The sequence below is a fragment of the Bacillus sp. FJAT-45037 genome (genome assembly GCF_002797325.1).
Lineage (GTDB): Bacteria > Bacillota > Bacilli > Bacillales > Bacillaceae_D > Alkalihalophilus.
Genome location: NZ_KZ454938.1, coordinates 1,765,461 through 1,786,831, shown reverse-complemented (window position 1 = coordinate 1,786,831; position 21,371 = coordinate 1,765,461). Strand labels below are relative to the sequence as shown.

Genomic DNA, 21,371 nt, shown 5'->3' with positions numbered 1-21,371 from the left:
GAGAGTGGTCGTAGGCTCTCCTAACAGATGGGGGAACATGCATGAATATTAAACTCATTAACATTGGGTTCGGTAATATTGTTTCGGCAAACCGAATTATCTCCATTGTGAGTCCAGAATCTGCACCGATTAAACGAATCATCCAAGATGCGCGTGATCGTAACATGCTTATTGATGCGACGTATGGACGAAGAACGAGAGCTGTTATTATTGCAGACAGCGACCATGTAATCTTAAGCGCCGTTCAACCTGAGACAGTTGCTCAGCGACTAACGACTAAAGACGATGGTTCTGAGGAGGCATAGCACTTAGTGTGAATGCCTTATTTTTAATCTGACACATATTAATTGAGTATGCAGCCACAACTTGTGTAATCTAAGTGGTGTAGGAGGTTTCCATGAAGAAAGAGAAAGGTTTGTTAATTGTATTATCAGGTCCAGCAGGAGTTGGAAAAGGAACGGTATGTGGCTCTCTACGTGAAGAGGAAACAATGATTCAATACTCGGTTTCGGCGACAACAAGAAAACCACGCCAAGGTGAGATCGATGGTGTGAACTACTTCTTTAGAACCCGTGATGAATTTGAATCCATGATAAAAAACGATCAATTGCTCGAATGGGCAGAGTATGTCGGTAATTATTACGGCACACCTATTGACTACGTGCGCGAAACCATTGATAATGGACAAGATATTATCCTTGAGATTGAAGTGCAAGGTGCGCTTAAAGTACGTGAGAAGTTTCCAGAGGGAGTTTTCATTTTCTTAATGCCACCAAGCTTAGCAGAACTTCGTGCACGCATCGTTGGACGAGGAACTGAGACAGAAGAAGTGATTAACAAACGAATGACTGTAGCAAGAGAAGAAATCGACATGATGAAAAAATACGACTATGTTGTAGAAAATGATCAAGTTGATTTAGCAGTAGAGCGTATTAAATCGATTGTCATAGCTGAGCACTGTAAACGAGAGAGACTTATTGAAAAATACAAAGAGTTAGTGGAGGTTGACTAATGCTATATCCATCGATAGATTCACTAATGGAAAAGTTGGATTCAAAGTACACGCTAGTAACAGTTTCAGCAAAGCGTGCAAGAGAAATTCGCGAGGACGCAAAACGTGGTCCACTTGTATCCAACCCAAAAGCACATAAGCCAGTTGGTATGGCGCTTGAAGAGATCATAGAAGAGCATTTGCGCTATGAAGAAACAGAAGCGAGCAATGAGATAGATTAATTATACTTAGAGAAAGAGTCTGACTCTCAATACACAATGGTTGAACAATCCAAGATATAGTCTTGACTTTCAATCTACGCGTGTTTTGAGGGCAGGCTCTTTGTTTACGTCTGCACAATATTGAGAGAATGTAGGTCAAGAGTATCTGATTACATATTGAATAACATAATTGACATCGATGAAGGGTGAGGAGACATCATGCTACATGGGAAGAAGATTTTATTAGCTGTATCAGGGGGAATTGCTGCTTACAAAGCTTGTGCATTAACAAGTAAGCTTGTTCAAAGCGGAGCAGAGGTAAAAGTCATGATGTCACAGTCAGCAAAAGAATTTGTTACCCCATTAACGTTTCAAGCCTTATCACGCCAACCGGTGTATGATTGGACATTTAATGAACCTGACCCAACAAAGATCGCTCATATCGAATTAGCTGATTGGGCAGAAGTTGTAATGATTGCCCCAGCAACAGCCAATGTGATAGGGAAACTAGCAAATGGCATTGCTGATGATATGATTACAACCACGTTGCTCGCAACAAAATCACCAGTCTTACTGGCTCCGGCTATGAATGTGAACATGTACCAACATCCCGCTGTTCAAAAAAACATCTCTACTTTAAAAGAGTATGGATACACATTTGTTGAAGGGGAATCAGGTTACTTGGCATGTGGATGGACGGGGAAAGGCCGAATGGCGGAACCTGAAGTGTTGCAACAAGCGATTGAAGCTACGTTTTCCAAGAATGAGGATCAAGGTGCGAAATCTTTACACGGAAAACATGTGATGATTACAGCCGGGCCTACTCAGGAAAAAATTGACCCCGTTCGTTATTTTACGAATCACTCCACTGGAAAAATGGGCTATGCCGTCGCTCGTGCAGCGAGAGACCTTGGAGCTAATGTCACGCTAATAACAGGTCCGACCAATCTTGATGAGCCAACAGGTATGAGCGTGATCCAAGTGACGACGGCACAAGAGATGTATGAAGAAGTGATGAAGGTATATAGTCAAGCGGATATCGTCATTAAGTCGGCAGCTGTCGCTGACTATAGACCGAGTGAAACGGCTGATCATAAACGAAAAAAACAACCAGGTGATTGGAGTGTGCCAATGGAGAGAACTATTGATATCTTGCACACGCTTGGTGAAAAGAAAACGTCACAAATCTTAGTTGGTTTCGCGGCTGAGAGCCAACATGTACAAGAGTATGCAAAACAAAAACTAGATAAAAAAAATCTAGATCTCATCGTAGCGAATAATATTATGACACCCGGAGCAGGATTCAAAGGTGATACAAATATAGTTACAATCATGACGAAAGATGGACATCTGACAAATTACGAGCAACAAACGAAGGATGAAGTAGCGAAAGAAATTATCGAGGAAATCCTTCGTTATGAGGAAAGGAAACCGCGTGAATGATTGCAAAAGTCATTGTTGATGTACCAACACAGCAGACCGATCGATTGTTTGATTATAGCATTCCTGTTCACTGGGAAGATGTCATTAAGCCTGGAATGCGAGTGGCTGTGCCATTTGGGCCGAGGACAATCCAAGGTGTTGTTGTAGAGTTGGCTGAGACTTCGGAATTTAAGAAACTCAAACCGCTTCAAACCATGCTAGATGTTGTGCCTGTGTTAACGCCAGAGTTAATCGAGCTTGGAGAGTGGCTAACAGATAAAACGCTTAGCTTTAAAATTTCTGCTTTTCATGCGATGCTCCCAGCAGCACTTCGGTCAAAAGTTAAAAAAGAAGTAGTTGTATCTCGAGATATAAGCGAGTTAAGTGAGGAGTTGCAGGAACTCTTTTCATTGAAAACAAATCTTGATTTAGATCAATTGACGAAAAACCACCCATATGTGATGAAACGAGTTCAAAAAGGGATCGAAAAAGGTCTTCTCGATGTGAACTATGTTGTCAAAGATAAGGGCAATAAAAAAACAGAGCGAGTTCTCTCTTTAGCCGATAAACATCAAACGCTACAAACATTACTAGACGGTATTTCAACACGTGCAACGAAGCAACGTGATGTAGTAATTGAGTTACATAAAAGCAATCGACCGGTCAAATCTCTTGACCTTCTAAATACACTCGAAACGACAAGAGCGACCCTTACTTCTTTACTTAAAAGTGGAGTGGTGATTGAATCGGATGTTGAAGTGTACCGTGACCCAACAGCAGGTATGGAGATTGAACGCTCGGTGCCCCTCTCATTAACCGCCAAGCAAGAAGAGGTGATTACGCCTATTTTAAAGACAATTGAATCCAATAAGCATGAGCCTTTCTTGCTACATGGCGTAACGGGGAGCGGAAAAACAGAGATTTATTTGCAATCAATTGATCAAACCCTTCAAAAAGGAAAAGAAGCGATTGTGCTTGTTCCTGAGATTTCATTGACGCCGCAAATGGTTGATCGATTTAAAGGGAGATTCGGTAGTAAAGTAGCCGTCTTGCATTCTGGTTTATCAATGGGAGAAAAATATGATGAATGGCGGAAGATTCATCGCCATGAAGTTCAAGTGGTTGTTGGAGCCCGTTCTGCGGTTTTTGCTCCGTTTACCAATCTTGGAATCATCATTATTGATGAAGAACATGAAGCAAGCTATAAGCAAGAAGAAGCTCCCCGCTATCATGCGAGGGACGTTGCGATGTTTCGAGGTGAGTATCACCAGTGTCCAGTTATTTTAGGTAGCGCAACACCCGCACTTGAATCATACGCTCGTGCAAAGAAAGGAGTCTATACTCTTTTATCATTGCTTGAGCGCGTGAACAATCGAGCAATGCCAACGGTTGAAGTGATTGATATGCGCGAAGAATTACGCACAGGCAATCGCTCAATGTTTTCGACGGATTTACTTGAAAAAATGCAAGATCGCTTAAAGAAAAAAGAACAAATGGTGTTGTTTTTAAATAGACGAGGGTATTCAACATTTGTTATGTGTCGCGATTGTGGGTATGTAGCCACCTGTGACCATTGTGATATATCACTCACCTACCATCGTAGTCATCACAACTTGAAGTGTCATTATTGCGGCCATGAAGAACCGATGCCAGAAGTGTGTCATTCATGTGGGAGCGATCATATTCGCTTCTTTGGAACCGGAACGCAAAAAGTTGAAGAAGAATTAACACGTGTCCTTCCAGAAGCAAGAGTCATTCGGATGGATGTGGATACGACTCGAAAAAAGGGGTCACACGAAAGGTTATTAAAAGCATTTGGAAAAGGGGAAGCGGATATCTTACTCGGGACACAAATGATCGCCAAAGGGCTTGATTTCCCGAAAATTACCTTAGTAGGTGTTCTAGCTGCGGATTCAATGCTTCATATCCCAGATTTCCGATCAAGTGAGCGAACCTTTCAATTGATGGAGCAAGTAAGTGGACGAGCAGGGAGACATGATTTATTAGGTGAGGTAATCATCCAAACGTATACTCCCGAACATTATAGTATTGAACTTGTTAAATCCCATGATTTTCATCAATATTTTGATATGGAGATGCAACAAAGGCGTCAGGGAGGCTATCCCCCTTACTACTACTTGACCTTAATTCATGTCTCTCATCCAGAGCTGACAAAAGTTATTGGAGTGACGGAAAAACTTACTCGATTTTTAAGAGAGCAATTGGCAAATGAAACGATTATTTTAGGTCCAGTTGCGTCTCCAATTGCCCGTATAAAAGATAGATATCGCTATCAATGCATGATAAAATACAAAAATGAACCTAAACTCGTGAACACATTACGTGAAATCCAACAACATTATTTAAAAGAGACAAGTCAGGGAGATCTTCTCATCTCTATTGATCTAAACCCCTATTTTTTTATGTAGAAATTGGTTGGTTGAAGGTAAGAATGAAAGGTAGTTGAAGAATATGAACATCGTTTTTATGGGAACACCAGACTTTTCCGTTCCAGTCCTACGTCAATTAATCATAGAGGGGTATAATGTTGTCGCAGTTGTGACACAGCCCGACCGTCCAGTTGGTCGTAAGCGTACATTAACGCCTCCTCCTGTAAAAATCGAAGCTGAGAAACACGGAATACCGGTTTTGCAACCTGAAAGAATTAGAGATGAAGAAGAAATTGTTAAAGTGTTAGCATTTGCGCCGCACCTTGTTGTAACAGCGGCTTACGGTCAAATTCTTCCAAGTGAAATACTCGATGTGCCAGAGCATGGGTGTATTAATGTACATGCATCGCTTCTCCCTAAATACCGTGGAGGTGCACCGATTCACCAGTCCATTATTGACGGTGAATCAGAAACCGGCATCACGATTATGTATATGGTGAAAAAACTTGATGCGGGAGATATATTAACGCAAGTAGTCGTTCCTATTTTAGAAAGCGATCATGTTGGTTCGATGCATGATAAGTTAAGTGAAGCAGGGGCGAAGTTGTTAAGTGAAACGATACCGCCACTAATTGCCGGAGAGATTACTCCTAAAGTCCAAGACGAATCCAAGGTCACGTTTGCAAAAAATATAACTCGTGAGATGGAGAAAATCGATTGGTCAAAAACGGGAGAAGAGCTTTATAATCAAGTTCGCGGCTTGCGTCCTTGGCCGGTTGCTTTTACAACATTAGAAGGCAAGCCGTTGAAAATTTGGTGGGCCCAAAAAGAATCAGTGACAAAAGTATCTGATGCTGGAGTCATTATGAGCATAGAAGAAGACTCTTTCGTCGTTGCGACAGGAAATCAGACGGCTTTAAGACTGACAGAAGTACAGCCTTCTGGTAAAAAGAGAATGAGCGCTGAGCAATATTTACGCGGAGCGGGTAGTCACCTTGAAGTAGGGATGAAGGTAGGAGAAGAAAATGAATAAAAATGTACGTGAAGTAGCTGTAGATGTATTAATGCAAATTGAGAAAAATCAAGCATACAGTAACCTTCTGTTAAACCAGACCATTAATCAATCAAAACTAGATCGACGTGATATCGGTTTATTAACAGAGTTGGTGTATGGGACAATTCAACGCAGAGATACACTTGATTTTTATTTGACACCTTTTGTGAAAAAGGGCCTAAACAAATTAGAACCATGGGTGAAAGTGTTGCTCCGACTGTCTGTGTATCAACTGGTTTATCTAGACAGAATTCCAGACCGTGCAATCGTCCATGAAGCGGTAACGATTGCAAATAAAAAAGGACATAAAGGCATTAGTGGGATGGTCAATGGTGTTTTGCGTAGCATTCAACGTGAAGGGCTGCCAGATGTGTCCGATGTTAAAGATCCAATTAAACGAATGGCACTAGAAACAAGTCATCCTCATTGGCTAGTTGAACGTTGGATTCGCCAATTTGGTGAAGAGGACACACGAAAGATGTGCGAAGAAAATCTTCTGCATCCATCTGTCACAGTGCGTGTGAATCGTATTATGGGTACAAGAGAGGAAGTGATTGAGATGCTTCAAGATGAAGGGGTTGAAGCAAGCATTGGTCATTTATCTCCGGATGCACTTATTATTAATTATGGTCAACTATTTGACACGGCTGTGTTTAAGAAAGGTTATGTCACAGCACAAGATGAAAGTTCGATGTTAGTCAGTCGTGCGCTTGGTGCTTCACCTGGTGAAAGAGTGGCAGATGTTTGTGCAGCACCTGGTGGGAAGTCAACTCATATTGCTGAACAAATGGATAACGAAGGAAGCGTTCTAGCCTTTGATTTGCATGAACATAAGGTGAAGCTTATTCGCGGACAAGCAGACCGATTAGGCTTAACAATTATTGAAGCTATGGCAAATGATGCGAGAACGTTGATGGACACATACCAAGAAGAGAGTTTTGATCGCATATTAATTGATGCCCCGTGCTCAGGATTTGGCGTTATTAAACGTAAACCAGATATTAAATGGGCAAAGAAAGAGTCGGATGTAGAAGCGATTGGGCGAATTCAAGCGCAAATACTAGAAGCTGTAGCACCTTTACTAAAAAAAGGTGGCACACTTGTATATAGTACATGTACAGTGGACAAAGATGAGAATGAACGAATGGTTGAATCTTTCTTACAAGAACACCCAACGTTTTCAGTAGATGAGTCACTAGCCGAACGTTTACCGAAGCAAGTACAGCAATTAAAGCGAATGAAAAAAGGAATGGTTACAATTCTTCCTCAAGATTTCAATACGGATGGTTTCTTTATTTCGAGTTTAACCAAACAATCATAAAAAGGGTTTTAAAGAAAAATGTAGAACGTATTCGTAATAGTTGATGTGATAAAACGTCCGATGTAAGATCGTTGGAGCATTTACGTTTAATGAGAGAACAAGTGAAGAGCTGAGGTGATCTAGAGCATGCACTATACGTTTCAAACCAATGTCGGAAAAGTACGCTCGCACAACGAAGATAGCGTGGGTGTATTTAAAAATGAGTACGGTGTCCTAGCTATCGTTGCTGATGGTATGGGTGGGCACTTAGCGGGTGATGTAGCGAGCTCTATGTCCGTTTCTTATTTCGAAAAAAAATGGGCAAATGTTGATGAATCCTTTAATGCCAAAGATGCTGAGATATGGCTAAAAAAACAATGTGAAGATCTAAACAAGTATCTTTATGACCATGCACAAGTGAATAAAGAGTGCCAAGGAATGGGTACAACCATTGTCGTTACGATGTGTACAGAGGAATTTATCACAATGGCTCACGTTGGAGACAGCAGAGTGTATATCAACAATGAATTTGGATTTACACAGAAAACGTCTGATCACTCTTTAGTTCAAGAATTAGTTAATACAGGACAAATTACTGAAGCAGAGGCGGAGCATCACCCAAGAAAAAATGTTTTGCTTCGGGCCCTTGGAACGGAGACAACCATCAAGGTTGATGTTCAAACGTTACAAGTGGAAGCAGACCAAGTAATTGTGCTTTGTTCAGACGGATTGTCTAATAAAGTTGAACAAGATGAACTAAAAGCAATCATCACTGGAGATCAACCGTTAGAGGCGAAGGCTGAAGCATGTATTGTAAAAGCAAATGAACGTGGTGGAGAAGACAACATCTCAATAGCTATCGTCCAATATCCGACTGAACCATATAAGGCTAGGTGAAGGGAATGTTAGGTCAACGAATTGCAGATCGTTATCAAATTCTTGAAACGATCGGTGGCGGTGGGATGGCAAATGTTTATCTAGCATTAGACGTCATTTTAGATCGCCACGTCGCCGTGAAAGTACTCCAACCACAGTTTTCAGAAGATGAACAGTTCATCAAACGTTTTCGCCGTGAAGCACAAGCAGCAACAAGCCTCAATCATCCTAATGTGGTAAACATTTATGATGTGGGAGAAGAAGGTAATACTTACTACATCGTCATGGAATATGTAAGAGGACTAACTTTAAAAGAGCTCATACAACAAGAGGGGCCCCTTAAAACAGAACGAGTGCTTGATTTATTTAAACAAATGATGGCCGCCATTTCACATGCACATGCTAATCAAATCATTCACCGTGATATTAAGCCACATAATATTTTAGTGAGTGAAGACGGGGTGGCTAAAGTTGCCGACTTTGGAATTGCTCGAGCAATTTCTTCAGCAACAATTACCCATACGAACTCTGTCATGGGTTCTGTCCATTACTTATCACCAGAACAAGCGCGAGGTGGACATGTAACGTATCGTTCTGATATCTATTCACTTGGAATTGTTCTTTATGAAATGGTGACAGGGACATTACCATTTAAAGGGGATACTGCTGTCTCGATTGCGATTAAACATCTACAAAGTGAGATTCCATCAGCAAAAACGATCGTTCCTGAATTACCTCAGAGTATCGAAAACGTGATTCGACAAGCAACGATTAAAGATCCTGAAAAGCGATACCCTACTGTCACTGAGATGGAGGAAGATGTTGAGACAGTTTTAGATCCTGAACGTTTAAATGAACCTATGTTTACGTTGATGGATGAAGAAGATGAAAAAACAAAAGCCATTCCCATTATTAGAGACGAGCAATTAAGTGAGGATGACATTGATAAAACGATTGAGGTAACATCTAGTCAACCTACGATTCCACCTACACCAATTATTTCAAAGGACAAAAAGATGGGCCAGCCACAAAACCAAGGTCCGAGTGAGCCACCTCAACCAAGCAAGAAAAAGAAGCGTTGGTTATGGGGGATTCTTATCACGCTATTTCTAGTTCTTGGATCAGCGGTAGCGGCACTTGTGCTATTTCCAAACCTATTCTATGTTGCAGAAGTGGAAGTGCCAGATGTAGTTGGGAAACCGTTTGAAGAGGCTGAGGAAGATCTTCTTCGTTTAAATTTAATGGTTGAGCGAGAAGAAATAGAAACCGAAGAGGTAGATCCTGGTCATGTTGCGCGACAAAGTCAACGAGCTGGATCGAAGGTGAAGGAACAATCGAGAGTCATACTCTATGTAAATGGTCAGGAAGAAGGCATTGAATTAGACGATGTGACGGGTCTTCCTGTTGACCGCGCTGAAGAATTGTTAAGTGATCAAGGGTTTACAGTCGAACGGATTGAGCGAGAAGACTCTTCTGAGGCACCGGGTATTGTTCTAGATCAACGACCGAATGCTGGTGAGCTTGTGTTAGCAGGTGAGACAACGATTTATTTAACTTATGCCGTTCAGTCAGACATTCGATTACGTAATCTAGAAGGTGAACGAGAAGAAGCGGTAAAAGAATACTTGAATGAGGTAGGCTTAAATGGTCGTTTCCAAGAAGAATATTCAGATACTGTTGATGAAGGTCTAGTCATTCGACAATCTCCTGGTGCTTTCACAAGTGTTCGGGCTGGGGATGATGTTCAGATTATTGTTTCAAGAGGACCAAGAGAAGTACAGCCGCCCCCTGAGCCTACGGAACCACCTGAGACACCACAAGAGCCAGATCCACAACCAGAAGAAGATAGTGAACCTGTCACAAAACAATACGACGTGAACCAGCCTGTTGATGTATCTGAAGAAGATCAAGCGGCAGGGAACGAGTATGCCATTCGGATTGTCTACCGTGACGCAACAACGGAAGGTTCTGATCAAGTGTTTGTAGAAGAATCTATTTCTGAGACGAAAATCTATTCTATTCCACTTGAGGTAAGTGAGACGTACCCTGGTTCATTTGATGTGTATGTCAATGAAACCTTGGCACATAGCTCGAAACAATATACGATTGATTAAGAGTAGAGGGCTTAGTATGTAAGCTAAGTCCTCTGCTTTTTGTAGGGTAGGAAGAAGATTTGAGGAGGTCATGCATGGCGATAGGGTTGATTGTAAAAGCTTTAAGTGGTTTCTATTATGTACAAAACGAAGACGGCTTGTTTCAATGTCGCGGTCGAGGGAATTTCAGAAAACGAAAGATTAAACCACTTGTCGGAGACCGTGTAGAGTTTGAAGCAGAAAATCGCACAGATGGATACGTCTTAGATGTATTCGAAAGAAAAAATGAATTAATTAGGCCACCAATTGCCAATGTGGATCAAGCTTTGCTTGTGTTCTCAGCAAAAGAACCTGATTTTAGTACTCTATTACTAGATCGTTTTCTAGTACATATTGAAGCAAATAAAATTGAACCTCTCATTGTTATATCTAAGGCAGATCTATTGACAGAAGCTGATTATCAAGCGATTGTTGACTATAAAGCACAATACGAAGAGATCGGCTATCAAGTATTAATAACATCTACGACAATCGATGGCGGTATTGACGAGGTTTTAACACATACTGGGAATAAGATTACCGTCGTTGCAGGTCAATCAGGCGTAGGGAAATCTTCACTACTAAATGTATTAAAGCCTGAACTAGCTATAGAAACAAACGAAATTTCAACGCATTTAGGGCGGGGGAAACATACGACTAGGCATGTAGAGTTGCTACCAATTGGTACGGGCCTTATTGCGGATACACCTGGATTTAGCTCCTTAGACTTTATTGAGATGGAGCATGAAGAACTATCAAGCTATTTTCCAGAAATGGCTCGACGTCACGAGTATTGCAAGTTTAGAGGCTGCACTCATACTTCTGAACCAAAATGTGCAGTAAAAGATGCACTAGACCAAGGTGAGATTATTCAACATCGATATGATCATTATTTGCAATTTCTTGATGAAATTAAGAATCAAAAACGGAGGTACTAACAATGATAAAAATCGCACCGTCCATCCTATCAGCTAACTTTGCAACACTGGGAGCAGATATTAAAGAAGTAGAAGAAGGGGGAGCAGACTATATTCATGTGGATGTGATGGATGGACATTTTGTCCCTAACATTACGATTGGCCCCCTTATAGTTGAAGCAATTAAACCAATTACAAATTTACCTCTAGATGTGCATTTAATGATTCAGAATCCTGATCAATACATTGAGCAATTTGCTCGTGCAGGAGCAGATATTATCACCGTACATGTGGAAGCTTGCTCGCATCTTCACCGCACTATTCACCTTATTAAAGAACAGGGACTAAAAGCCGGTGTGGTTTTAAACCCTGCGACGTCTTTTGAAACAATTAAACCAATTGTCCAAGATTTAGATATGATCTTGTTTATGACTGTGAATCCAGGATTTGGCGGGCAATCCTTTATTCCGTCTGTTTTACCGAAGATCAAAGAAGCAGCTACATATATTAAAAAACACGGATATAAGATAGAAATTGAAGTAGATGGTGGAGTTAATCCAGATACCGCAAGACAATGTGTAGAGGCCGGAGCCAATGTATTGGTTGCAGGATCAGCGATTTACAATAAAGAAGATCGTAAAGCAGCCATTGCTGCCATTAGAGGATGAGTTTGGTTAAGGAGCAACGTTGGTCGATACGACCATGTTGCTTCTTTTTTTGTCAAAGAAGGTTTTAGGAACGACAGACTAAGTTATTGCATATATGTAGTATTATATTGTGTAGGGCAATCGTCGCTTTCCCTTAAGTAAACTGACATATCTACAAGGGTCTGGCATATGTATAAGACTAGAAAGACAAGGTTGCATACTGAATCAACTTTTTAAGAAGGGGTCAATAAAAAAGAGGAATAGTTCGTTGCTGATGAATATACTAGTAGAAATGATTCTTTGTTTTTATCCTTTCTTTATTATTTTTACTCATTTTATTATGAAAGGATAAAGGCAACTTCGCTACGCGCTATCTGTAGCTGTGAGCTGAGTTTCTTTATCATTATCTCCGTGTTGATTCACGTTGAGGAGGAGGAGCTATGAGATTTTACACGATCAAACTGCCCAAATTTTTAGGTGGATTTGTAAGGGCGATGCTGAACTCATTCAAAAAGGGGTGAACGCAAAAAAGCACCGTAAGCACGGTGCTTTTTTGTATGGATCAAATAGAATTAAACGCGTTCTACTTTACCAGATTTTAGTGCGCGAGTAGATACGTATACACGCTTAGGCTTACCATCTACTAAAATACGAACCTTTTGAACGTTAACACCCCAACGGCGTTTTGTTTTATTCAATGCGTGAGAACGCTTGTTGCCGCTTCTAGCTTGTTTTCCAGTAATTACACATTTACGAGCCATGACCTGCACCTCCTTATTACATTAACGATGACTACAGAAATCATACTTGACTATAGTAGCACAGCGCCTATTTGATTGCAATAGAATAAAGGAAAGTTTATCAAGTAAACTCACTTGACACCCTATAAAAAGGCTCAGTTTTCGAAACAGCTTTTAAAAACCTTTTGAATATAGTAAAATGACGATAATGACCGAAGTCTTGAATTCGAGAAGGAGGAATCATTCATGTCCATTGAAATGAAAACCCAGCTAGGTGTTATCGATGTTTCTAAAGATGTAGTAGCAACGATCGTTGGTGGAGCGGCTGTTGATTGTTACGGAATTATTGGCATGGCCTCGCAAAAGCAAATTAAAGATGGCTTATCTGATTTGTTAGGAAAAGAAAATTTTCGTCGTGGTGTTGTCATCCGTGAAGATGAGGATCGCATACATATTGATATGTATATCATTGTGAGCTATGGAACAAAGATATCAGAAGTGGCATACAACGTACAGACTAAAGTAAAGTATCAATTAGAACAAATGTTAGGGTTAGATGTTGATTCCGTGAATATTTTTGTTCAAGGCGTCCGCGTTACGAATCCGTAAGGTGTAGTTAGGAGGAACTTGTAGTGTCAGTTAATATGATCGAAGGAAAAAAACTTGCCCACATGTTTGTTGAAGGGGCAGTTAATTTATCAAAACATGTTAAGATTGTGGATTCACTAAATGTCTTTCCAGTTCCAGATGGTGATACGGGTACGAATATGAATTTATCCATTACATCTGGTGTGAAGGAAGTTAAAGCACAAGTAAGTGATAATGCAGGTAAGGTTGCTGCCTCTTTTGCAAAGGGGCTCCTAATGGGAGCGCGAGGAAACTCAGGGGTAATATTGTCTCAACTATTCCGCGGATTCTCAAAAGATATCGAAGGAAAAGGTTCCATTCAGGCTGAAGATCTCGCTAAAGCATTAGAGCATGGGGTAGAAACAGCTTATAAAGCCGTTATGAAGCCTGTTGAAGGAACAATCTTAACGGTTGCTAAAGATGCTGCTAGACATGCTGTGAAAGTAGCAAAGCATGAAAAAGATGTCGTTGCATTAATGGAAGAAGTCTTAAAAGAAGCTAAAGCCTCTTTAAAACGCACGCCTGATTTGCTACCAGTCTTAAAAGAAGTCGGTGTGGTGGATTCTGGTGGACAAGGCCTTGTTTACATTTATGAAGGATTCCTAGCGGTGTTAAAGGGCGAGGAATTGTCTGATTCATTGCCAGAGCAACCGCATATGGACGACCTTGTTAAAATTCAACATCACAATGCACAAAGCCATATGTCGACAGAGGATATTGAATTTGGTTATTGTACAGAAGTAATGGTTCGCTTTGATGAGGACAAGTTGGCGGCGACCCCATTTGACGAGTCTGCATTTCGTAATGAGTTAAATGAATGTGGAGATTCTCTTCTAGTGGTCTCGGATGAAGATCTTTTGAAAGTTCATATTCATGCTGAAGAGCCAGGAGAAGTTCTAACAAAAGCTCAACGGTTTGGTCAACTCATTAATGTTAAGATTGAGAACATGCGTGAACAACACACTCATTTGTTAGATGAAACAAAGGCATTTTACGGTGAAGAACAAACCATAGCGACAGCAACAAAAGAAAAAAGTGAATATGCGATTATCACTGTATCAATGGGAAGTGGTATTGCGAAGTTATTTGAAGGTTTGGGTGCTAGCAAAGTGATTCAAGGTGGCCAAACAATGAACCCAAGTACAGAGGATATCGTGAAGGCAATTGAAGATGCTAATGCGAAAAAAGTCATCATCTTACCAAACAATGGAAACATCATTATGGCTGCTGAACAAGCTGCTCAAGTTGTAGAAGCAGATGCGGTTGTTGTTCCGTCAAAAACGGTACCTCAAGGACTCGCAGCTCTATTGTCGTTTAACCCAACAGAAGAATTATCCGTCAATGCTGATTCGATGAAAGAAGCTATGGCTTTAGTGAAAACAGGGCAAGTTACGTTTGCAGTCCGAGATACGAGTATTGATGGCGTTGATATTAAAAAAGACGATTTCATGGGAATTGCTGAGAAGAAGATAGTAAGCTCAGGAAAAGACATGGTCGAGGTTACAAAAGAATTATTGAACACTCTAATGGATGAGGACAGTGAGATTATAACAATCTTACAAGGAGAAGATGCTACGGAGCAACAAACGAAGCAACTCGTATCATTCATTGAAGAGGCGTACCCTGAGGTAGAGATTGATATCCAACTTGGTCATCAACCTTTATATTCGTATATCTTCTCAGTTGAATAACGTGTAAGTTACGGGGAGCGATTGTGTTGACAAAAATAAAAGTAGTAACAGATAGTACATCTGATATTCCACAGGAACTAGCTGATCAATTAGGCATTACGATGATTCCTTTAAACGTTATCTTCTCAGAGGATGAAGTCTACCAAGATGGTGTGACACTAACGTCTAAACAATTTTATGAGAAGATTTCCAATGAAGATACGATTCCATCGACGTCTCAGCCAACACCTTATCAGTTTGAAGAGCTTTATCGGGACTTGTTAAACGAGGAAGATGTGATCATTCTCTCTATTCATCTCTCGTCTAAAATGAGTGGTACATACCAAGCGGCAATGATTGCTAAACAGTCACTTGAAGAATCGGAGAGAATCCATGTCATTGATTCCAAGCGTGCGTCTTATGCAATTGGTATTATTGTTGTCGAAGTAGCGAACATGGTTCAAGAAGGTCGGAGTCTTGAACAATGTTTAGAGCGTTTGGATGCTTTATTGAAGGAAACAACGGTTTACTTCTTAGTAGATACATTGGAGTTTCTACAAAAGAACGGGCGTATTGGGAAAGCTTCTGCGATGATTGGTTCTTTACTGAAAATAAAACCTATTCTCTCTTTGACAGAGGAAGGTGAAGTTTGTCCATATGAAAAAGTTCGTGGACAGAAAAAAGCGATTAATCGCATCATGGACGCATTAACAGAACAGTATGGCAAGGACCGTATTCATATTGGTGTGTCACATGCTGTAAATGACCAATTAGCTGCAGAATTAATGGAGCGGATGAAGGTTGAATTTAATGTAGTTTCATACGTTTTGACAGATATTGGCGCGGTAATTGGAGCGCATGTTGGTCCGGGTACTGTGGCTTTGTCTGTGACAAAAGCAGAATAAACAAATGGATATTCCTACCTACTATTAGTTAGGTAGGGATATTTTTTCGTTCATAGGCAAAAGAAAAAATTCAACAAGTACTTGTGTGGAGGGAATGAGAATGAAGTATCGTACAGTTTTTGACATTATTGGTCCTGTTATGATTGGTCCATCTAGTTCACATACAGCGGGGGCTGCGAGAATCGGTCGAGTCGCGAGAACATTATTCTCTGAGTTGCCAGATAGAGCGGATATTTATTTGTATGGTTCGTTTGCCAAAACATATCGTGGGCATGGAACAGATGTAGCTATTGTTGGAGGAATCCTTGACTTTGATACATTTGATTCTAGAATTACGAATGCGCTGTCAATTGCCAAAGATCAAAACTTAGAGGTTCATTTTTATGAGGAAGAAGCTTTGACGGATCATCCTAACACCGCAAAAGTTGTCTTATCAAAAGGTGACATTCAGATTGAGCTTGTTGGGATTTCAATTGGTGGAGGAAAGATTGAGATTGTTGAATTAAATGGTTTTAGCCTTCGCTTATCAGGAAATCATCCAGCTATTTTGGTGGTTCATAATGATCGTTACGGGGTCATTGCTGGTGTTTCTAATGTGTTAGCTAAACATGAAATTAATATTGGTCATATGGAAGTTTCCCGTAAAGAAAAAGGGAAAGAGGCTTTGATGGTGATTGAGGTCGATCAAAATGTAGAAAATGCGCTATTGAGAGAGCTTGAGGCTTTGCCGAATATTGTGAAAGTAACAAAGATCCATGACTAGTTTTAGAGTGAAGAAGGAGGATATATCATGTTTCGAAATATAGCAGAACTTGTTGAGTTAGCGGAATCACAAGGGATTCGTTTATCAGAAGTAATGATTCGTCAAGAAGTTGAAGTGAGTGGCAAATCTAGAGAAATTATCATCAATCAAATGAAAGAAAACTTAAAAGTCATGGCAGCGGCAGTTGAACGTGGAATTACAGAGGATGTTCGCTCTGTATCTGGTTTAACAGGAGGCGATGCCGTTAAGCTTCAAGAATACATTAAAAAAAGGCAATACCTATCAAGTGAAGTTTTATTAGATTCCGTGAGTAAAGCCGTAGCGACGAATGAAGTTAATGCTGCAATGGGAACGATTTGTGCCACCCCAACAGCGGGTGCAGCAGGCGTAGTCCCAGGTGTACTATTTGGAATGAAGAACAAGCTTAATCCATCAGAGGAAGAGATGATTGGGTATTTGTTTGTAGCTGGTGCATGTGGATTTGTTGTGGCTAACAATGCTTCTATTTCTGGTGCAGCTGGAGGGTGTCAAGCGGAAGTTGGCTCAGCAACAGGGATGGCTGCTGCAGCCTTAGTAGAACTTGCCGGAGGGACACCAAGTCAATCAGCTGAAGCCATGGCAATTGCTCTTAAAAATATGCTGGGTCTCGTCTGTGACCCTGTAGCTGGCTTAGTTGAGGTGCCTTGTGTGAAGAGAAATGCAATGGGTGCATCGAATGCTATTGTTGCAGCAGATATGGCCTTAGCGGGCATTACAAGTCGCATTCCATGTGATGAAGTGATTGATGCGATGTATAAAATTGGGCAAACCATGCCTGAAGCTCTTCGGGAAACTGCGCAAGGTGGATTAGCGGCGACGCCAACTGCACGAGAACTAGAAGCGAAAATCTTTGGTGTCTCGCTTGATAAAAAATGAATCAAGCCATGAACCTGCCTGTTTCAGAAGTGAAAGGTGTCGGTGAGGAAACAGCGAAGCAAATGGCTGGTATGAATGTTTACACGGTACAAGATTTATTGGAGCATTTTCCGTTTCGGTATGAAGATTATCAATTAAAAGATCTTCATGATGTCACACATGATGAGCGAGTAACGATTGTCGGAACCGTTCAGAGTGAGGCATCTATTAGGTACTATGGAAAGAAGAAAAATCGGATGTCTGTTCGTGTTCTAGTAAACCAACTTCTGATTACGGTTACTTTTTTTAATCGGGCATTTCTAAAGAAATACTTTCAAGTCGGAGAAGAAATAACCGTAACCGGAAAGTGGGATCAACATAGAATGACGATCGCGGGAAGTGAATGTTACCCTGGTCGTGTAGAAAAAGAGCAGACGATTGTTCCGATTTATTCTGTCTCCGGTAAATTAACAAGTAAGGCCCTAAAAAAGTATATTTACCAAGCACTGCAACAGTTTGCAGATCAAATTCCAGAACCACTTCCATCTAGTTTCTTATCAAAATATAAACTCCCATCGAAAAAAGAAGCCATTTACCGTTTGCATTACCCATCAAAAGATGAAGCAACAAAGCATGCGAGAAGAAGGATGGTGTATGAGGAATTTCTGTTCTTCCAATTGAAAATGCAAGCGTATCGGAAAGTTAATCGAGAACAAACCGAAGGCGTGGCATTACGAATTGACCAAAAACAGGTAGAACAATTTACTTCCTCACTCCCTTTCCCATTAACAGGAGCGCAAGAGCGTGTCGTTCGAGAAATATTAACGGATATTCAGTCTGCGTATCGCATGAATCGATTACTACAAGGTGATGTGGGGTCGGGTAAGACAGTTGTTGCTGCCGTGTGTATGTATGCAGTCGTGATGACCGGGAAACAAGCTGCGCTGATGGTACCGACAGAGATTCTCGCTGAACAACATGTGGCTTCCTTGAAATCGTTAATGGAACCATTCGATATTGAAGTGGAACTTTTATCGGGTTCTGTCAAAGGGAAAAGACGGAAAGAACGTTTAGAGCGTTTAGCGAGTGGTGAACTCAAAATCGCTGTCGGAACCCATGCTTTGATTCAAGAAGATGTGATCTTTTCCAATTTGGGGCTAGTTATTACGGATGAACAGCATCGATTTGGTGTCGAGCAACGGAGAGTCTTGCGTGATAAAGGGGAAAATCCTGATGTGTTATTTATGACAGCGACACCAATCCCCCGCACATTAGCTATTTCAGTATTTGGTGATATGGACGTCTCAATCATTGATGAGATGCCTGCGGGTAGAAAGGCGATTGAAACGTATTGGGCAAAGCACGATATGTTAGAACGTGTCTTAGCTTTTATGGAGCGAGAGCTTGTAGCGGGAAGGCAGGCGTATGTCATCTGTCCATTGATCGAGGAATCAGAGAAGATTGATGTACAAAATGCGATCGATGTTCACATCATTTTGCGGCAGCATTTTGAAGGGAAATTTGCAGTAGGATTGATGCATGGTAGATTGCATTCCTCAGAAAAAGATGAAGTGATGGAGGAGTTTAGTCAAAATAAGACACAAATTCTTGTCTCGACGACAGTTGTTGAAGTAGGTGTAAATGTTCCGAATGCCACGGTTATGGTTATTTATGATGCCGAGCGTTTTGGGCTAAGTCAGCTTCATCAGCTCAGAGGAAGGGTAGGGCGTGGGGAAGCCCAGTCTTATTGTGTACTGTTAGCTGATCCGAAGTCTGAAGTTGGTAAGGAACGAATGAGAATTATGACTGAAACAAATGATGGATTTGTATTGTCTGAAAGAGATTTAGAACTCAGAGGGCCGGGTGACTTCTTTGGCTCTAAACAAAGTGGTTTGCCTAATTTTAAAGTAGCTGATGTCGTACATGATTACCGGGCACTTGAAGTGGCTAGGCAAGATGCAGCAGAATTAGTTAACCACTCTTCTTTTTGGCAAGATCCAATCTATCACTATTTGCGACAATATCTCGAACAATCAGGTGTTCTTGCTGGTGAAAAGCTCGATTAACTATTGAAATCATTGACTATGAATTATATACTACTCTTAGTACCTAGTCATATAAAAGTATAATGGTGGATGATGAGCAAGGGCCGTCTACAAGAGGTACGCATTTTTTATAGATAGATGTCTTGAAGAAGGTAAAGGGTGGTCATGTTCGGTATGAAACGAAGTAAAAAAGAACGCCAATCGATCTTGCAAGAAACGTTGGCAAGCAACCCATTTATGACTGATGAAGAGCTTGCCCAACGTTTTTCTGTTAGTATCCAAACGGTCAGGCTTGATCGGATGGAGCTTGCCATTCCTGAATTACGAGAAAGAATAAAAGACGTTGCCAAACAACAGCTAGATGATGTTCGAGCATTAAATCCAGATGAAGTCATCGGTGAAATTGTCGATTTACAACTTGATGAGCGAGCGATTTCGATTCTTGATGTTGGGAATGAACATGTATTTACTCGTTCAGGGATTGCAAGGGGCCATCACTTATTTGCTCAAGCGAATTCGCTTGCTGTAGCAATTATCGATGATCCTTTAGCTCTGACTCAAAGCGCAGGGATTCGCTTTACTAGACAAGTTAAGGCAGGAGAGCGAGTGATTGCTAAAGCGCGTGTAACCACAAGTGAACAAGGACGAACCGAGGTTCAGGTGGAAAGCTATGTAGAACAAGAATTAGTATTCTCAGGTGAATTTGTCATGTACCGTGATAACGAACTCGGTCAATTGACTAAAAAGGAGAATGAGAGATGAAGATTGCCATAGATGCAATGGGAGGCGACCATGCTCCTAAAGCGCAAGTTGAGGCAGCCCAAGAAGCAGTGAAAGCTTTTTCAGATGTAGAAGTGACACTTGTTGGGGATGAGGCGAAGATTAAGCCGTTTCTAAAAAATGATACAAACATAACGATCTTACATACAACAGAAAAAATTGAAGATACCGATCAACCTACGACAGCAGTTCGAAGAAAAAAAGAAGCCTCGATGGTTCTTTGTGTGAAAGAAGTCAAAGAAGGACGAGCAGATGCCAGTATATCTGCTGGGAATACAGGAGCACTAATGACAGCGGGTCTGTTATATGTTGGTCGAATTAAAGGGATCGACCGTCCTGCTCTCTCTCCGATGTTACCGACTCTTGATGGAAATGGATTTTTACTTCTTGATGTTGGTGCTAATATGGATGCGAAACCCGAGCACTTGTTGCAGTATGCCATTATTGGACATACCTACATGGAAAACGTCCGTAAAGTAAAAAACCCTCGTGTTGGATTACTTAATGTAGGAACAGAAGGTGGCAAGGGCAATGAACTAACAAAAGCTGCCTATCCGTTACTTGAAGAGGCCAATATTAACTTTGTTGGAAATGTTGAAGCGCGTGACTTAATGAACGGAGTAGCAGATGTTGTCGTTTGTGATGGCTTTTCTGGCAATCTAGTTTTAAAAACAATTGAAGGAACAGCAGGAACTTTATTTTCTTTGTTGAAATCAGAGTTAACGAAATCTGTTAAAAATAAATTGGCTGCCGGAATGCTTAAATCAAGCTTTAAAGATATCAAAAGCCAATTAAGTTATTCAGAATACGGTGGTGCAGGTTTATTTGGACTTCGTGCTCCTGTTATTAAAGCACATGGATCATCAGATGAGGTCGCTCTGTTTCATGCAATCAGACAAGCGCGTGATATGGTAAATGAGAAGGTAACGACGATTGTCGCAGAAGAAGTATCGAAAGTAGATGTGTAGGAAAGACGACATACAATCATTTGGAGGAA

At 40.9% G+C, this 21,371-nt stretch carries 21 protein-coding genes; 20 read left to right on the top strand and 1 reads right to left on the bottom strand.

The genetic code is table 11. The annotated features are described in order from the left end of the window. The first annotated feature begins 41 nt into the window (after positions 1-41). From remA to spoVM, 12 genes are all read left to right on the top strand, one after another. Positions 42-305 carry an extracellular matrix/biofilm regulator RemA gene (remA, locus tag CDZ88_RS09135; protein WP_100373259.1) on the top strand — a complete coding sequence of 88 codons (264 nt, stop codon included), beginning with the start codon at positions 42-44 and terminating at the stop codon, positions 303-305. A gap of 92 nt (positions 306-397) precedes the next feature. After that, a complete protein-coding gene (gmk, locus tag CDZ88_RS09130; protein WP_100373258.1) occupies positions 398-1,012 on the top strand; it encodes a guanylate kinase in 615 nt (204 codons plus the stop codon). After that, positions 1,012-1,233 carry a DNA-directed RNA polymerase subunit omega gene (gene rpoZ, locus CDZ88_RS09125; RefSeq protein WP_100373257.1) on the top strand — a complete coding sequence of 74 codons (222 nt, stop codon included), beginning with the start codon at positions 1,012-1,014 and terminating at the stop codon, positions 1,231-1,233. The genes gmk and rpoZ overlap by 1 nt, the downstream gene beginning before the upstream one ends. Positions 1,234-1,431: 198 nt before the next feature. Further along, positions 1,432-2,655 carry a bifunctional phosphopantothenoylcysteine decarboxylase/phosphopantothenate--cysteine ligase CoaBC gene (gene coaBC / locus CDZ88_RS09120; RefSeq protein WP_100373256.1) on the top strand — a complete coding sequence of 408 codons (1,224 nt, stop codon included), beginning with the start codon at positions 1,432-1,434 and terminating at the stop codon, positions 2,653-2,655. Next, positions 2,652-5,063 carry a primosomal protein N' gene (gene priA / locus CDZ88_RS09115; protein WP_100373255.1) on the top strand — a complete coding sequence of 804 codons (2,412 nt, stop codon included), beginning with the start codon at positions 2,652-2,654 and terminating at the stop codon, positions 5,061-5,063. The genes coaBC and priA overlap by 4 nt, the downstream gene beginning before the upstream one ends. A gap of 43 nt (positions 5,064-5,106) precedes the next feature. After that, positions 5,107-6,057, top strand: a complete 951-nt coding sequence (gene fmt, locus CDZ88_RS09110; RefSeq protein ID WP_100373254.1) for a methionyl-tRNA formyltransferase — start codon at positions 5,107-5,109, stop codon at positions 6,055-6,057. After that, positions 6,050-7,399, top strand: a complete 1,350-nt coding sequence (rsmB, locus tag CDZ88_RS09105; RefSeq protein ID WP_100373253.1) for a 16S rRNA (cytosine(967)-C(5))-methyltransferase RsmB — start codon at positions 6,050-6,052, stop codon at positions 7,397-7,399. The genes fmt and rsmB overlap by 8 nt, the downstream gene beginning before the upstream one ends. A gap of 126 nt (positions 7,400-7,525) precedes the next feature. Beyond that, positions 7,526-8,275 (top strand): Stp1/IreP family PP2C-type Ser/Thr phosphatase, encoded by a 750-nt coding sequence (locus tag CDZ88_RS09100; RefSeq protein ID WP_100373252.1) that lies wholly within the window; start codon positions 7,526-7,528, stop codon positions 8,273-8,275. 5 nt (positions 8,276-8,280) lie between these two features. Then, positions 8,281-10,368: a Stk1 family PASTA domain-containing Ser/Thr kinase gene (gene pknB, locus CDZ88_RS09095; RefSeq protein ID WP_100373251.1), complete on the top strand. Its 2,088-nt coding sequence runs from the start codon at positions 8,281-8,283 to the stop codon at positions 10,366-10,368. A gap of 74 nt (positions 10,369-10,442) precedes the next feature. Next, positions 10,443-11,324: a ribosome small subunit-dependent GTPase A gene (rsgA, locus tag CDZ88_RS09090; RefSeq protein ID WP_100373250.1), complete on the top strand. Its 882-nt coding sequence runs from the start codon at positions 10,443-10,445 to the stop codon at positions 11,322-11,324. A 2-nt stretch (positions 11,325-11,326) separates the two neighbouring features. After that, positions 11,327-11,971, top strand: a complete 645-nt coding sequence (rpe, locus tag CDZ88_RS09085) for a ribulose-phosphate 3-epimerase (RefSeq protein ID WP_100373249.1) — start codon at positions 11,327-11,329, stop codon at positions 11,969-11,971. Between the two features lie 419 nt (positions 11,972-12,390). Continuing rightward, on the top strand, positions 12,391-12,471 hold the full coding sequence (gene spoVM / locus CDZ88_RS09080; protein WP_100373248.1) for a stage V sporulation protein SpoVM: 81 nt from the start codon (positions 12,391-12,393) through the stop codon (positions 12,469-12,471). Between the two features lie 51 nt (positions 12,472-12,522). On the opposite strand, the gene rpmB is transcribed toward spoVM, so the two are convergent. Next, positions 12,523-12,711 carry a 50S ribosomal protein L28 gene (gene rpmB / locus CDZ88_RS09075; protein ID WP_100373247.1) on the bottom strand — a complete coding sequence of 63 codons (189 nt, stop codon included), beginning with the start codon at positions 12,709-12,711 and terminating at the stop codon, positions 12,523-12,525. A 225-nt stretch (positions 12,712-12,936) separates the two neighbouring features. Between rpmB and CDZ88_RS09070 the strand changes: the two genes are divergently transcribed. From CDZ88_RS09070 to plsX, 8 genes are all read left to right on the top strand, one after another. Next, complete coding sequence (locus tag CDZ88_RS09070; protein ID WP_100373246.1) at positions 12,937-13,299, top strand: Asp23/Gls24 family envelope stress response protein; 363 nt, start codon at positions 12,937-12,939, stop codon at positions 13,297-13,299. A gap of 23 nt (positions 13,300-13,322) precedes the next feature. Further along, on the top strand, positions 13,323-15,008 hold the full coding sequence (locus CDZ88_RS09065) for a DAK2 domain-containing protein (protein WP_100373245.1): 1,686 nt from the start codon (positions 13,323-13,325) through the stop codon (positions 15,006-15,008). A gap of 23 nt (positions 15,009-15,031) precedes the next feature. Beyond that, positions 15,032-15,892 carry a DegV family protein gene (locus CDZ88_RS09060; RefSeq protein WP_332849223.1) on the top strand — a complete coding sequence of 287 codons (861 nt, stop codon included), beginning with the start codon at positions 15,032-15,034 and terminating at the stop codon, positions 15,890-15,892. A 100-nt stretch (positions 15,893-15,992) separates the two neighbouring features. Continuing rightward, a complete protein-coding gene (sdaAB, locus tag CDZ88_RS09055; protein ID WP_100373243.1) occupies positions 15,993-16,655 on the top strand; it encodes an L-serine ammonia-lyase, iron-sulfur-dependent subunit beta in 663 nt (220 codons plus the stop codon). 27 nt (positions 16,656-16,682) lie between these two features. After that, positions 16,683-17,570, top strand: coding sequence for an L-serine ammonia-lyase, iron-sulfur-dependent, subunit alpha (gene sdaAA, locus CDZ88_RS09050; RefSeq protein ID WP_100373242.1), 888 nt, complete (start codon positions 16,683-16,685; stop codon positions 17,568-17,570). Continuing rightward, entirely contained in the window at positions 17,567-19,615 is a 2,049-nt protein-coding gene (gene recG / locus CDZ88_RS09045) for an ATP-dependent DNA helicase RecG (RefSeq protein WP_100373241.1), read from the top strand. The genes sdaAA and recG overlap by 4 nt, the downstream gene beginning before the upstream one ends. Positions 19,616-19,768: 153 nt before the next feature. After that, on the top strand, positions 19,769-20,356 hold the full coding sequence (fapR, locus tag CDZ88_RS09040) for a transcription factor FapR (RefSeq protein ID WP_100374646.1): 588 nt from the start codon (positions 19,769-19,771) through the stop codon (positions 20,354-20,356). Further along, on the top strand, positions 20,353-21,342 hold the full coding sequence (gene plsX / locus CDZ88_RS09035) for a phosphate acyltransferase PlsX (protein WP_100373240.1): 990 nt from the start codon (positions 20,353-20,355) through the stop codon (positions 21,340-21,342). Before fapR ends, plsX begins: the two co-directional genes overlap by 4 nt. The last annotated feature ends 29 nt before the right edge of the window (positions 21,343-21,371 follow it).

Bases quoted from the DNA above. Each gene is read 5' to 3' on its own strand.
- remA (WP_100373259.1), top strand. From the start codon at position 42: ATGAATATTAAACTCATTAACATTGGGTTCGGTAATATTGTTTCGGCA.
- gmk (WP_100373258.1), top strand. From the start codon at position 398: ATGAAGAAAGAGAAAGGTTTGTTAATTGTATTATCAGGTCCAGCAGGA.
- rpoZ (WP_100373257.1), top strand. From the start codon at position 1,012: ATGCTATATCCATCGATAGATTCACTAATGGAAAAGTTGGATTCAAAG.
- coaBC (WP_100373256.1), top strand. From the start codon at position 1,432: ATGCTACATGGGAAGAAGATTTTATTAGCTGTATCAGGGGGAATTGCT.
- priA (WP_100373255.1), top strand. From the start codon at position 2,652: ATGATTGCAAAAGTCATTGTTGATGTACCAACACAGCAGACCGATCGA.
- fmt (WP_100373254.1), top strand. From the start codon at position 5,107: ATGAACATCGTTTTTATGGGAACACCAGACTTTTCCGTTCCAGTCCTA.
- rsmB (WP_100373253.1), top strand. From the start codon at position 6,050: ATGAATAAAAATGTACGTGAAGTAGCTGTAGATGTATTAATGCAAATT.
- CDZ88_RS09100 (WP_100373252.1), top strand. From the start codon at position 7,526: ATGCACTATACGTTTCAAACCAATGTCGGAAAAGTACGCTCGCACAAC.
- pknB (WP_100373251.1), top strand. From the start codon at position 8,281: ATGTTAGGTCAACGAATTGCAGATCGTTATCAAATTCTTGAAACGATC.
- rsgA (WP_100373250.1), top strand. From the start codon at position 10,443: ATGGCGATAGGGTTGATTGTAAAAGCTTTAAGTGGTTTCTATTATGTA.
- rpe (WP_100373249.1), top strand. From the start codon at position 11,327: ATGATAAAAATCGCACCGTCCATCCTATCAGCTAACTTTGCAACACTG.
- spoVM (WP_100373248.1), top strand. From the start codon at position 12,391: ATGAGATTTTACACGATCAAACTGCCCAAATTTTTAGGTGGATTTGTA.
- rpmB (WP_100373247.1), bottom strand. From the start codon at position 12,711: ATGGCTCGTAAATGTGTAATTACTGGAAAACAAGCTAGAAGCGGCAAC.
- CDZ88_RS09070 (WP_100373246.1), top strand. From the start codon at position 12,937: ATGTCCATTGAAATGAAAACCCAGCTAGGTGTTATCGATGTTTCTAAA.
- sdaAB (WP_100373243.1), top strand. From the start codon at position 15,993: ATGAAGTATCGTACAGTTTTTGACATTATTGGTCCTGTTATGATTGGT.
- sdaAA (WP_100373242.1), top strand. From the start codon at position 16,683: ATGTTTCGAAATATAGCAGAACTTGTTGAGTTAGCGGAATCACAAGGG.
- recG (WP_100373241.1), top strand. From the start codon at position 17,567: ATGAATCAAGCCATGAACCTGCCTGTTTCAGAAGTGAAAGGTGTCGGT.
- fapR (WP_100374646.1), top strand. From the start codon at position 19,769: ATGAAACGAAGTAAAAAAGAACGCCAATCGATCTTGCAAGAAACGTTG.
- plsX (WP_100373240.1), top strand. From the start codon at position 20,353: ATGAAGATTGCCATAGATGCAATGGGAGGCGACCATGCTCCTAAAGCG.